The organism is Paenibacillus sp. FSL R7-0333, assembly GCF_038000365.1.
Lineage (GTDB): Bacteria > Bacillota > Bacilli > Paenibacillales > Paenibacillaceae > Paenibacillus_AQ > Paenibacillus_AQ silagei.
On sequence record NZ_JBBOBZ010000001.1, the window covers coordinates 4404386 to 4417739 of the forward strand.

Annotated in this window: 8 protein-coding genes and 2 pseudogenes; 3 read left to right on the forward strand and 7 right to left on the reverse strand. The window is 49.3% G+C overall.

All coding sequences use genetic code 11. The annotated features are described in order from the left end of the window. Nucleotides 1–599: 599 nt before the first annotated feature. Nucleotides 600–2142: pseudogene (locus MKY86_RS34175) on the forward strand (IS1182 family transposase). A 95-nt stretch (nucleotides 2143–2237) separates the two neighbouring features. On the opposite strand, the gene MKY86_RS18615 reads toward MKY86_RS34175, so the two are convergent. The 6 genes and pseudogenes from MKY86_RS18615 to MKY86_RS18640 all read right to left on the reverse strand — a co-directional run bounded on the left by MKY86_RS18615 (nucleotide 2238) and on the right by MKY86_RS18640 (nucleotide 10206). Continuing rightward, nucleotides 2238–2681 carry a copper amine oxidase N-terminal domain-containing protein gene (locus MKY86_RS18615; protein WP_076086911.1) on the reverse strand — a complete coding sequence of 148 codons (444 nt, stop codon included), beginning with the start codon at nucleotides 2679–2681 and terminating at the stop codon, nucleotides 2238–2240. An 82-nt stretch (nucleotides 2682–2763) separates the two neighbouring features. Continuing rightward, nucleotides 2764–3918 (reverse strand): YrpD family protein, encoded by a 1155-nt coding sequence (locus MKY86_RS18620; protein WP_076086914.1) that lies wholly within the window; start codon nucleotides 3916–3918, stop codon nucleotides 2764–2766. A 460-nt stretch (nucleotides 3919–4378) separates the two neighbouring features. Beyond that, nucleotides 4379–4647: pseudogene (locus MKY86_RS18625) on the reverse strand (transposase); the annotation flags it as partial. Nucleotides 4648–4876: 229 nt separating this feature from the next. Then, complete coding sequence (locus MKY86_RS18630; protein ID WP_076079248.1) at nucleotides 4877–8164, reverse strand: ATP-binding protein; 3288 nt, start codon at nucleotides 8162–8164, stop codon at nucleotides 4877–4879. After that, nucleotides 8151–8522, reverse strand: coding sequence for a response regulator transcription factor (locus MKY86_RS18635; protein WP_076079258.1), 372 nt, complete (start codon nucleotides 8520–8522; stop codon nucleotides 8151–8153). Before MKY86_RS18635 ends, MKY86_RS18630 begins: the two co-directional genes overlap by 14 nt. A gap of 49 nt (nucleotides 8523–8571) precedes the next feature. Continuing rightward, nucleotides 8572–10206, reverse strand: a complete 1635-nt coding sequence (locus MKY86_RS18640; protein ID WP_076079247.1) for a GGDEF domain-containing response regulator — start codon at nucleotides 10204–10206, stop codon at nucleotides 8572–8574. 233 nt (nucleotides 10207–10439) lie between these two features. Between MKY86_RS18640 and MKY86_RS18645 the strand changes: the two genes are divergently transcribed. Continuing rightward, complete coding sequence (locus tag MKY86_RS18645) at nucleotides 10440–10709, forward strand: ACT domain-containing protein (RefSeq protein ID WP_036700808.1); 270 nt, start codon at nucleotides 10440–10442, stop codon at nucleotides 10707–10709. Between the two features lie 25 nt (nucleotides 10710–10734). Further along, a complete protein-coding gene (locus MKY86_RS18650) occupies nucleotides 10735–12093 on the forward strand; it encodes a PFL family protein (RefSeq protein WP_036733006.1) in 1359 nt (452 codons plus the stop codon). A 342-nt stretch (nucleotides 12094–12435) separates the two neighbouring features. On the opposite strand, the gene MKY86_RS18655 is transcribed toward MKY86_RS18650, so the two are convergent. Continuing rightward, a complete protein-coding gene (locus MKY86_RS18655; RefSeq protein WP_076079246.1) occupies nucleotides 12436–13332 on the reverse strand; it encodes a sigma-70 family RNA polymerase sigma factor in 897 nt (298 codons plus the stop codon). Nucleotides 13333–13354 lie beyond the last annotated feature (22 nt).

Here is a 13354-nt window from a genome sequence, read left to right on the forward strand (position 1 = left end):
TCGATCTGGTTAGGTGAGGTATCCTCATTCCAGCAACAATCAATTACGGAGACCCTGTATGCCGTTGTTACCTATAATAGAAACAATCAGGAAGTAGTTCAACAATTATTGTATATTACGAAGTACCTCTTCTCAATATCAGGATCAATTTGAACAAATGAAACACATAATTAAATCCAAAGTTTAAAGTGTTATACGTGTAAAATGTCATAGCATCCTAAAATTTTAACGATGAACTATTCCCCTAAAGTAAGTAATCAGTAAATAAACTTAATTAGCTAAAAATGAGGGGATGTCCCATAAGCCATGAAATGGCTGGGCCCCCCCTTGTTTTGGAGCTGGATGGACGTTTGTGCTCGGTGAGGACGCTCCGCGAACGAAACGTTGTTACAATCGCTGTGCTCTCCAGATTTTTTTCATTCCCCTTAGCGGTGAAAATCCGGAGACCAAGGCGACCGCTATCGCTTTTCCACAATCATTCCGTTCTCTCCGCTGTTTAAGCGGGAAATGGACACAATATTTATAAAAACACAAAAAAAGAAACCCCTCTTTTGGTAAAATGGAGTTACCACACAACCATTTCAAAGGAGAGGTTTCTTTTGTACATTCAATATACCATGGACCAACTTTGCTTGCCAATGGATCTCGAAGAAGATATTCCAGAATATCACCTCGTTCGTGTCGTGAATGCCGCTGTCAATCGGCTGGACGACGCCATCTTTGACGCTGCCTACCCCGGTGGCGGCCGTGACAGCTACCACCCCAAAATGCTGACCAAAGTCATCATTTACGACTACACCCAGCGAATTTATTCTTCTCGTCAAATCGCCAAATCCGTCCGGGAGAACATCCTCTTCATGTGGCTCGCCGGACGGCTGCGGCCAGACTTTCGTACTTTGAATCGTTTCCGTTCCCAGCGGATGAAGACCATTCTCGAAACTGTATTTACCGCCGTGCTCCAATTTCTGGCTGACGAAAAATACGTTTCACTGGAGCAGTACTTTGTGGACGGAACCAAAATGGAGGCGAACTCCAACCGCTATACGTTTGTGTGGGGCAAAGCGGTCAGCAAACACAAAGCCAAACTACAGGAAAAGGTGCAAGCCCTGTTCGCTGACATTGAAACGGCAGAAGAGCAGAAAGAACAGCAGAATCAAGGAAAAGATCTTGTTGAACTCGGTTCAGGTTCTGAAGTGAGCAGTAAGAAACTCGAACAAGCCGTGCAAAAGCTTGAAGCTGAGCTTGCCCTAAAACCGAAAGACAAGCCCCTAAAAAAGGCAGTACGGAAGTTACGCAAAGATTTGCTTCCCCGACTGCTGAAGTACGAACAGTACCAAAAGCTGTTTCAGTAAAACAGATTCAGACGCGACCTTTATGCGAATGAAAGAAGACCACATGCGAAATGGCTAGCTAAAACCGGGCTACAATGTACAGATTGGGACCGAAAACCAGTTTATTTTAGCCTACAGTCTACATCAAAAACCGACCGACACGCGCTGTTTACAGCCGCACATGGAAAAAGCACGGCAGATCCTTGGGAAACTTCCAAAGACCGTCATCGCGGATGCTGGCTACGGCAGCGAAGAAAACTACGCCTACCTAGAAAAGAAAGAGATTCAGGCGGTAGTGAAATACGGCAGCTACCACAAGGAAAAGAGCAAAGCCTGGAAAGCGAATGCCGGAAAGATTGAGAACTGGGCGTACGACGAAACCGAGGATCGCTGGACATGCCCGGCAGGACAAACGCTGTATTTCCGTAAAGAGAGCAAGGAAATCTTAGAGAGCGGATACGAAATTCGGAAGCTTCATTACCGAAGTGAAAACTGCGAAGGATGTCCGCTAAAAGAAAGCTGCACGAAGGCAAGCGGAAATCGGAAAGTTGTGGTGAGTTTGGAACGCTTTCGGTACCAAAATCAGGCTCGGGAAATACTGCGAAGCGAGGAAGGATACCTCTTAGCCGTTCACCGAATGACAGAGCCGGAAAGCGTATTTGGACAACTGAAGAATAACCGGGGCTTCCGGCGTTTTCTGCTTCGCGGTATCGAAAAAGTGACGCTCGAGGTCGGTTGGCTTTCACTTGCCCATGATGTATTAAAACAAGCTGCAAATGACCAAAAACGCAGAGCAGCGATTCTCCAATAACGGGAAAATCGCTGCTTTTTGAGTTTTAAGCTTTTGAAGATAAAGGCCTGGCTCAGCTAGGTTACTTTTGGGACAGCCTCTTTAAACAGTAAAGTTTAACTTGGGAAATTAATATTTATTGAAGCATCATCTGCTGTTGTACTCCAGGTTACTTTTGCTCCAAGCGATTCAGATATAAATCTCAAATTCACATAAAAAATACTACTGGTTGGTTCTAGTGAAGGTGCTTGATTTAATTTTATCAATTTCCCATTTAAATAAGCGTCATATGAATTGTCAGTCAATTTAATTGTAGTATCATCTTTTGTTGCAGTAACAGTTTTGCTACTATTATCCCACTTCACTGTCATTCCATATGCTTCGAAGATTGGACGCATAGGGACAAGCGTAGTACCAAGAGAAGTTACATTAGCATAAATATCCATTTTTTCGTTATTTATAAAAACACTCGGATGTTCTCGCGAAGCAAATGCACTGCTTACCCCTGATACTAATAAAATAACCGTCGTAGATAATAATATTTTTTTCATTTTTCTCATAATGTGCCTCCAATTTAAAAATAATAGACAATGATCATCTTAATCCATTGCCTATTATTATAGTTGTTAAATATTGCTAGAGTCAATAAATACTACTATTTACAACAATTTGAACGGAAGAACTACTTGTTATATTAACATTTGATTGATCATTCTGAGGAGTTGTGATTGCCCCGCTTGGAAGTGGGGAACCATTAAATTGCAAACTTGAAAAAGTTGTTTGATTTTTCCCTGTATCATCATTACTAACAACAGTTGATAATAGTTTCCATCTGCTAATTGAAGGAATATTGTAACTACCGCTGGACTCTAATATAGTGATTAGATTTGTGTCCTTAAGACTGTATCCACCTAATGTGGGTGAAATAGCCCATCCATCAACCTTCATTCTTACTTTGCCATTATAATTATACCACCAGTAAATCAGTGGGCTTGTTCCAGGCTTATACCCGTTCTTGTTCTGTACTTGTTCATATCCTGCTGCAAACGAAGTACCGTATTGATCCCAACCAGTATCAACATCAGGAATGGTTGCACGCAATTTTTTTTTCAAAATAATTACTGGCTTCCAACCATAGGAAGTTGAGCTTGGTCCTAAGTTATTATAAAGTTCAAGCCCCATATCTGCTGCCCAAGAGCCGATACCATTCGCGCTGCTAGAGGAATATTCAAACCCTCCATAGTTAAAAGCAACATGCGTAGGTCGGTCTATACTTACAACACTTGGGTTAGCTTCTGGAAGACTCATAAGTCCCATAAGATAACTTCCAACAGAACCAGTAGTTGTTACGTTAACCCTTCCTCCCACTCCATCTGTAATAAATCCTGTACCTGCAACAGCAGCTTTAAAACTATTTTCTTCAGAATTGGAAATTAATAAATCTTCCACATTCGTTTCTGCTTTATCCACAACAATAAGTTGCGGCTGTTCATTAGCCGCCTCTTCATAAAAATAAGTATATTGATCATCAAATGTAATGTAATCATAGGTTTTTTGATCAGAAGATCTTGCGAAACTAACTCCAGCACCTCTTTCTTCTGCAACTGCATCTTGTGCAACATCTAAAATACCCGCTAATTTGTCGACTGACACCTCCTGAGTTTCTTGATGAACGACATTTACATCTGGCAACCCCAAATCTACTAGTGTTGAAGTATCCTCGGCAAATACCGAAGTTGGAATTGCTGTTAGACTTAAAATCAGAAGAGACATTAGTAACTTTTTACTTCGATTCATAAAATTACCTCCTCGTTAGAATGAGATAATTCTATCATTCGTTATTTTCTAAATATAGTAAATATATCATTGTTATTATTTTACAGTAAGCATATAATGAGAGTCTTTTTTTGAAATATAACCCCACTTATATATCAATTCTATAATTTCTTACTATAGTATCGTTTATGTTTAGGGAACATGATACAAACTCCATTCAAAAGTAATCTCCCGTTTATTTTAGATATTGTTTGGCAATACGGTTATATGGAGGTGTCGCACTTGCAGTGGTAGCTACAAGACACTAATCAATTTCCACGAGGAATGCTTCAGTACTACTCCCGCCAATTTTTTACTCCCCCGCTTTCTAACGAAGGTTCTTCTTACCAATGGCATGACAAATAAAGGGCATGACAAATAAAGATTTGTATTACACCTATGCCTACCCCAGATTATCCGATTTGCAAAATTCCTACCTTGATTTGGCCATAAGTTCAATGCCCTGCTCCGTACTGTAAGCAGTATTTTCTTTTTCAGAATAGGCTGTATCTTCAAAGGCCGTCTCTACGCTCATGCCCTAAGCTTTGCTCTTTCATTGAGAGTTTGCAATTCCTTCCCGTCGTTTCGCTCTCCCGTGGTAAGGGTCGCTGCCGTAATGATTCGCTCTTCACTCATCGTGATATGGGTCTTGTACCCGAAAAATGAGGAATCTGCGCTTTTGTGGCCCACTTTGGCATCTGGATCGGTAGAAGATTAACGGTTTTCATATACATTTTGCCCCAGCCCCTAGTTTGCCCTTTCGCTCCTCATCATCCCCCTCCCCCACACGAGACCCCCCCAGCATACAAAAAACAAGCCCCCCGAAAGAGACTTGTTGCGCACTAACTATAATCCATCATATTATTGCACTACCCCTGTACTCTCTAAGCACTCACCCTGCACTCACTCAGCACTACTAATTACTCACTCGATACTCACTCTAACCCTCACCAAGCGCCGCTCCATGCCCGGCTTCACCGTTATCCGGGAACAGCACCTCGCCTGTCTTCAGTTGAATGTCCACAATCTCCTGAAGCGTACCCGACAGCTCGCCGGGCGGATAGGGCTTGGTCAAATATTTCTGCACATTATCCATCATGCTCTTATCGTCCTTATCCAGCGCCGAGGAGATGACAATCGGCACCTTCTCGGTCCGGGGATCGTTCTTGAGCATGCGGATCAGATCCCAGCCGTCCAGCTCATCGCCCAGCATCAGATCGACAACGATCGCTACGAAGGGCGTTTTGACAGCCTGGTCAAAAGCTTTTTGCGGATGATAGTGATGGGTGACCCGGAAGCCCTTGCCCTTCAGCTCCTCCGAGAGCAGCAATGACAGGCTGTAATCATCCTCCACAATCATCACATCCGGCTTCTGCTCCTTGCCAGCGCTCCATCTTAACGAATGTTCCTCCTCCGGGTGGCCGGCCTCTGCCTGCATCACCGGAAGACGGAACCATACCGTCGAGCCTTCGCCCTCCACGGATTCAATCCCGATCATTCCCTTCTGCTTCTCAATAATCTCCTTGCAGATCGCCAGCCCGAGACCTGTACCGCCAATCCGCTTGGAGGCACTATTGTCCACTCGGCGGAATTTCTGGAACAGCTGCCCGATCTGATTCTTCGGAATCCCGAGTCCGTGGTCCTGAATCCGTACCATAATCGATCCCGGTTCGTTATGAAGCATGACCTTAATCTCACCTGCGCCCGGCGAGAACTTGATCGCATTGCTCAGCAGGTTGGTCAGCACCTGGATAATCTTATCCTTGTCTACCTCAACCTCGGGATTCAGCGCCTCGTCCTCCAGCAGAATATGGTGGGTGCCGCTCAGCTTGTACTGATCGATGACACTCAGGACCGTCTCGCTAAGGTTCACCTTCTCCACATTATACAGCTGTGTGCCGGACTCCATCCGCTGCAGGTCCAGGAAGTCGTTAATCAGCTCCGTCAGACGCTTGGCTTCCTTATGAATCGTCTCCAGATATTTCAGCTGCTTCTCCGGCTTCATCGTTTTGGACAAGAGCAGCTCCGTGAAACCCAGTACACTCGACAGCGGCGTCCGCAGCTCATGGCTGACGGTGCTGACCAGCTCCGACTTCATCAGATCCAGCTCATACTCACGGGTAATGTCCCGGTGGACGAACAGCGTCCCCACCCGGACCTCCCGGCGGAAGACCGGTATGGCATAGGCATCCACATGCTTCATGTCTTCCTTGCCGATAGAATACTTCATCGCACTGGAGTCAGTGGTATGCTCGGACATCGCCTTCTGGTAAAAACGACCCAGCTCTTCCGATTCATTCACCCGGAGGGTGAAATGCTCCATCCAGCGCTCCTTGGGAATCAGCATGCCTTCCGTCCAGTCCTCATAGCTGAACAGTTGGCTGAGCGCCTTGTTGATGTGCTGAATGACGCCGTCCGTGCCAACGAACTGGATGCCCTCATTGACATTGTTCACAATATCCTGATTCAGCTTGCGGCCATTCTCAATCTCCTCGTACATGAACAGGCGTTCAATGGCCAGGGCGACCCGGTTCATCATCCCCTGGATTTCGTCGGTCTCTTCCTCCGTGAACGGATGCCCGATGCGGGTTCCGCAGAAGACTGCCAGAATCTCATCCTCCGCATTCACCACAGTCGTATAGTAGTCGTAACAATACACCTCATTGGCGGAGATTCCCTGCTCTCTGACAGAGCCCACCCGCTTCACCATGTACGACTTTTCCACGCTCAGGCGGTACAGAATCTCCTTGCTGCCCTCACCGATGTACCGCTCTACATTCTCCGGCGGAACCCCTTTGACCACCGCTATCTTATCCTTGACCAGCAGAAAAAGACTGGAGTCGAACGAGTACAGACGGTTCATGAATTGGTTGAACTTGTCGGCAAATTCCTGCTTGTCCAGCGTATAGGTGATCTCATGATTCAGCTGATTGTTAAGCTCCAGCATCATGGATGTCTGCTCCGTGCTTTTCAGCGTCTCCGCCAGCTCCTGCTGCACATTCTTCATCGAGGTGACGTTATTAGCAATCAGGATATACTGGTAGATCTGGCCTTCATCGTTCAGATAAGGCATGATTGTCAGCTGCAGCCAGAGCGGCGAACCTTCCTTGGCCTTCAGCTCCGTCTCTCCGCTCCACACTCCGCCGGTCGATAGCTTGCGGATCATCTGCTCCACCTGTGATTCCGAAATATTATGCAGCTCAAACAACCGGTAGGTGTATCCGATAACCTCGGAGCTCTTGTACCCTGTGTAGACGCTCAGATTATCGTTCGCGTAAGTGAACACGCCTTTGTTCGACAGAATGCCGACAGCAGAGGTCTGATTCAGCGCCTTCATCATGCTCTCGATTTCACTGAGTGACCGCTCCAGTCTGTACTGCTGATCCTGCAGCTCGTCCTGCTGGGCGTGCAGCTCTTCATTCTGCATCATGAGCTCTTCCTCTTTATCCTGGATGCTATGAGCCATATTCAGAAAGGCCTCATAGAGCCGCCCGATCTCATCCTGCTTATGCAGCTTACCGAGCAGAACCGCATCACCGGCCGCCAGCGAATTCGTTGCTTCCTCCAGCTTCACAATCGGATCGATGATAATTTTGAGCATCCGCCAGATCAGCAGCGTGAAGAACAGCAACAGCAGGGTGCTAAGCAGAAAAGCAACAAAAGTGAACGTATCCGCCTGCCTGATGGAGCGGGAGTTCAGCTCATTCAGCAGCGCATCCGAATTGGCTTTGAATTGCTTCGTGTAGCTCAGGAATTCGTTCACAGCCCGGGTACTGCCGCTTTGGGACAGGTTTCGGATTCCCTCGTAATCATTATTCTTCACTAAGAGCATCACTTCAGGCAGGGTCTGGCTCTTGTACTGTTCATAGAAGACCTTGAGGTCATCTCTGTACCGGACTTCTTCAGCCGACAGCTTCAGGGAGGAATACTGCTCCAAAATGCCATCAAGCCCCTTAACCGCAGCGTTCAGCAGCACAAGCTCGTTCTCACTCTGAGTAGCCACATAACCTCTCGCCCGGAAAAAGACCTCGCTTAGCGTCACCGCCAGCTCGTTGATCGTCGCCGTCTTATGTTGCAGCACTTCACGTTTCTGATCCAGCTGTTCCTGCTGGGCATTGATATAGAAGACAAGCCCGATTCCTCCAGCCATAATGGCAACGAAAAGCAGCAGAAGAATCCGGTAATATTTCGTTTTGATGCTCCGGCCTTTAAGCTTAAGGTTTCTCACTCAGAATATCCTCCACGAGCTGCAGCAGCTCCATCGGGCTGAACGGCTTGGGCATGAAATAACGGGCTCCCGCCTCCCTGGCCCGGTTACGGTCCATCTCCTGTGCCTTGGCGGTCAGCATCATAATCGGCGTCCGGCTCTTCAGCTCCCCGTCCAGCTCGCACAGCACTTCAATGCCTGTCATGACGGGCATCATGTAATCCAGAATCACCAGGTCGTAAGGTTCTGCCGCCAGCCTGGCGAGCGCCTCGCCCCCATTCTCGGCAGTATGGGTCTCCACATTCTCGAGATCCTCCAGCGTATCCTCAATCAGCATGCGCAGAACCTCTTCATCATCTACAATCAGTACCTTTTGCACCATAGCTCACTCTCACCTTTCAGTCATCCCTGCTTGGGATGCATTGCATTTAGAACAGAAACCGGTGGGCCAGACGCTCAATCCGGGTCAGCAGCTCCGGCAGATGGAACGGCTTAATGACATAATCATCCGCCCCCATCTGCAGCGCATGGACAATATCCCGCTGGTTATTGCGGCCGGTCAGCATGATCACGAGAATGTTCACCTCAGGATAGCCGCTGCGGATCTTCTCCAGCACCTCAAGCCCGTCAAGCCCCGGCATGACGCCGTCCAGCAGAATCACATACTTCTCTTCAGGAGCGTACCAGTCCGATTTCAATAAAAGCGCGCCGTCCGCGTAACTCATAACCTTCACTCTGGCGTTAGTCCCGGGCTGCCAGGCAGCGAAGTGGGTCGTCACCATTCTGCGGATCAGCGGATCATCATCCACAATAATGACATTAAGCAGCGTCTCGCGCTGGCCCAGCAGCAGATCCTTGCTGTACAGGGTACTCTGGTTCCTGCCGTTATGCTTGCTGGCATAGAGCGCCAGATCCGCTTCCTCTACTAATGTATCGGCATCCTGCACCTCTCCGTTAACCTCGGTCACTCCGCAGGAGAAGGTAACATGGAAGCTCTCACGTTTGGCCTGGAATTCCCGGGACGCGAAGACCTCCTGAATCCGCTCCATTACAAGCAGCGCCTGCTCCGCAGGAGTATTGGGCATGAACAGGGCAAATTCCTCGCCACCATAGCGGCAGAAGGTATCCTCCGTGCGGATGGACTGCTTCACCAGCTCCGAGAAGCTCTGCAGCACCTCGTCCCCCATCAGATGCCCGTAAGTATCATTAACCTGCTTGAACAGATCGAGATCCAGCAGAGCGAGGGAGAAGGTCCGGCCTGTCCGTCTGAAATCGGCGATCAGCTGCTTCATCGTCTGGTTGAAGTACTTGCGGTTGAACGCCCCGGTCAGCTCGTCGACAATGATCGATTCCTGCCACTCCTTTTTCAGCTCAAAGCGGTTCTTGATCAGCACCAGGAACAAATCGATGTCCACCGGCTTCTGTATGTAATCCATAACACCCAGCGAATAGGCATACTTCTGAACCTCAATAGAATGCTCGCCGCTGATGATAATGATCGGGATCCGCTCTTTCTTGGCTTTGCCGATAATCTGCTTCAGCACATCGATCCCGCTGCGGTCCGGCAGCAGAATATCAAGGAGGATCAAATCCGGCTTCGTTTCATAAAAAAGCTTCAGTCCGCGTCCGGCCGACAGCGCAATGCTGACATAATAGGACTGGCGCTCCAGCGATTCCCGCAAAAAAGCAACCAGCTCCACATCATCGTCCACGATCAGAATCTCGTACTGCTGGTGGACATTGCCGTGGGACAATGTAATCCCGGGAGTCAACGGGGGCACCGCGCCTTTCGATTCCGGTTCGTCAAAGAGCTCCAGCACCGGATAGATATAATCGCCCCATTCTGCTTCCGTCCAGCTTCTATGGTTATCATCCGAGAAATAGAGCAGCGCATTACCCGAGAAAGCCTCTACGGTATCGAGACCCACAGTGCCCGAGGTGCCCTTCAAATTATGCAGGAAACGGTAAATATCCTTCTCCTCGACTGCTGACTGTTCCGACCATTTCTGCAGAGTTTCTCTCGTGCGCTCTTCAACCAGCTCTTTATATTTTCTCGTTGTCATAATAGCTCCTTATATCCAGCTTATCGTTCAAAACTCAAATAAATCATATTTCACATCAAGTGTCAACATTATTATACGCTCAGGAAAATGCAGGCTCAAATCTCTGATCAGCCCGACACAAAAGCTTTGGTTGATAACCTATCCTTGATTTGACATAATAATTAAAATCGTTCATTCCGTTAATGCGGCAATGAGCGAAGATTTCAGACCATGGATAACGGGAGGCTTTTCAATTGAAGGGGATTATTACGGTACTCGGAAAAGACAAGGTAGGCATTATCGCCAAAGTGTGTACATACCTCGCAGAGCACAATCTGAACATTCTGGACATCTCCCAGACGATTGTGCAGGATTATTTCAACATGATGATGATCGTGGACATCTCTGCCCCCAGCAAGTCCTTCGAGGAGATTGTGGAGGAGCTTCAGCAGGTAGGGGAAGACATCGGTGTGGAAATCAAGCTGCAGCATGAGGATATCTTCAATATTATGCACCGGATTTAACCGGCGAGGAGAGGAGTGAGCGCTAGTGATCTCGATAGTAGAAGTTCAGGAGACGAATAAAATGATCCGGGAAATGAACCTGGATGTCCGCACCATTACGATGGGCATCAGCCTGATGGACTGCGCCCATACCGATATGAAGGTGTTCAACCAGAAGGTGTATGACAAAATTACACGCTCTGCCGAGAAGCTCGTGAAGACCGGCGAGGATCTGGAGCGCCAATTCGGGGTGCCGATTGTCAACAAACGGATCTCCGTAACGCCGATTTCGATTGCTGCGGGAGCTGTACATACCGATACCTACGTGCCTGTCGCCCAGATTCTGGACAAGGCTGCAAAGGAGGTAGGCGTCAACTTCATCGGCGGGTATTCTGCGCTGGTGCAGAAGGGCTGTACGAAGGGCGACCGGATTCTCATTGACAGTATCCCGGAAGCGCTGGCGGTGACCGAGAGAGTCTGCTCCTCCGTCAACGTCGGCTCCTCGCGCAGCGGCATCAACATGGACGCGGTGAAGCTGATGGGCGACATCATTCTCCAGACGGCGGAGCGCACCAAGGACCGCGACTCCATCGGCTGTGCCAAGCTGGTTGTATTCTGCAATGCGGTCGAGGATAACCCGTTCATGGCCGGTGCCTTCCACGGGGTGGGCGAACGGGAGTGTGTGATTAACGTTGGCGTGAGCGGTCCGGGTGTGATCAAGCGGGCGCTGGAAGAGGTCAAGGGACAGGACTTCGAAACCCTGTGCGAGACGATCAAGCGTACAGCCTTCAAGGTTACCCGTGTCGGACAGCTGGTCGCGCAGGAAGCCTCCAAGCGGCTGAATGTACCCTTCGGCATCATCGACCTGTCGCTGGCCCCTACGCCCGAGATCGGCGATTCTATCGCAGAGATCTTCCAGGTCATGGGCCTGGAGGAAGCCGGGGCTCCCGGCACCACAGCAGCACTCGCCATTCTTAACGACAATGTCAAAAAAGGCGGAGTCATGGCCTCCTCCTATGTCGGCGGCTTAAGCGGTGCCTTCATCCCGGTCAGCGAAGACCACGGCATGATCCAGGCCGTCCAGCGGGGTGCGCTGACGCTGGAGAAGCTCGAAGCCATGACTTGTGTCTGCTCAGTAGGCCTGGACATGATTGCCATTCCCGGCAGCACCAGCAAAGAGACCCTCGCAGGCATCATTGCCGATGAAGCCGCCATCGGGATGGTCAACAACAAGACCACAGCGGTCCGCGTCATTCCGGTCATCGGCAAGGACGTCGGTGAAATGGTCGAATTCGGCGGCTTGCTCGGATACGCTCCTGTCATGGCTGTCAACCCGTTCAATTGTGCGGGCTTCGTCAACCGTGGCGGACGGATTCCCGCGCCGATTCACAGCTTCAAGAACTAAGTGAGCATGCAGGCTTAATTGCATTCTGTACATCTAAACCTCCTGATTTTCAACCCATTCTGCGTTTAGTTGTATATCGTACATGTATAAGGCCGTTTTTTCTTACTACTCACACTTTTAGGCAGAGTTAGTTGTACAGACTACACTTAAACGTGACTTGTGTGAATTTTCGCTGTTTTAAGTGTACGTTCTACAACTATCCCTAAATTTCACTTGGAGCAAAAGACTTCCATCGCGGATGATGTGAGTTGTATTCTTCTTCATATCAACCTTAACAACCAATAAGACACGTTACTCTCCCTGAGCGGGAAGGAAACGTGTCTTATTGGTTGTTGCCGGGAATCAGCGCTGCGGCGGCTCCGGTGGTACGGTAATATGGGACAGCTTCGCAGGGTCCATCAGAAGATACAGGCTCTGAATCCGTTCCCCGCTGGAATCCGTACTCAGGCAGAGCACACACTTCACCACTCCCTGATCGGTGAAGATCAGACCCGGCTCGCCGTTCAGCAGCCCGCAGGAAGGCTTCCACTCCCGCAAATAGTGCATAACCCGCTTCGAGGTCAGCAGTGCAGTAACTCCCCGGCGGCCGGTCATCGGCCGGAGAATGGTATGCACCTCACGGCCACCGCCGTCGGCAACCAGTACCGGATGCTCGCCCAGCAGCTCCAGCATGCCGCCTACGTCATAGGAGGTGAACGCGGCAGTGAAGCGCACCAGCAGATTCTCGGTGACTGCTCCATATCTGAGCGAGGGTAACCGGGAAGCCGGCTCTGTCTGCAGGATACGCTTGGCCCGGCTGAAGATCTGCCGGCAGTTGCTGCCCGACTTGCCTACCATTCCGGCAATGGCTTCATAGTCGTATTCGAAGGCTTCCCGCAGTACGAATACCGCACGCTCCGTGGGAGACAGACGCTCCAGCAGCACCAGAAAAGCATACGACAGATTATCCTTGCGTTCTGCCGCCGCTTCCGGGCCGTCATATCCCTCGCTTACCGGCTCAGGCAGCCACTCTCCGATATAAGTCTCTCTGCGGCTGCGTGCCGAGTTCAGCATATTGAGGCAGCGGTTGGTCACGCCTTTGGCCACATAGGCTTTGATATTCTGAATGCCGCTCCGGTCCCGGTGCTGCAGCTCGGCGAACATATCCTGCACCGCATCCTCTGCATCGGCAATCACGCCAAGCATCCGGTAGGCAATGGAGAAGGCATAGCCTTTATAGCTCTGATACAGCTCCTCCATACCGGGATTCTCCGCTGCAGGT

Excerpts from the sequence above, each read along its gene's own strand:
- MKY86_RS18615 (WP_076086911.1), bottom strand. The coding sequence starts at position 2,681 with ATGAGAAAAATGAAAAAAATATTATTATCTACGACGGTTATTTTATTA.
- MKY86_RS18620 (WP_076086914.1), bottom strand. The coding sequence starts at position 3,918 with ATGAATCGAAGTAAAAAGTTACTAATGTCTCTTCTGATTTTAAGTCTA.
- MKY86_RS18640 (WP_076079247.1), bottom strand. The coding sequence starts at position 10,206 with ATGACAACGAGAAAATATAAAGAGCTGGTTGAAGAGCGCACGAGAGAA.
- MKY86_RS18655 (WP_076079246.1), bottom strand. The coding sequence starts at position 13,332 with ATGGAGGAGCTGTATCAGAGCTATAAAGGCTATGCCTTCTCCATTGCC.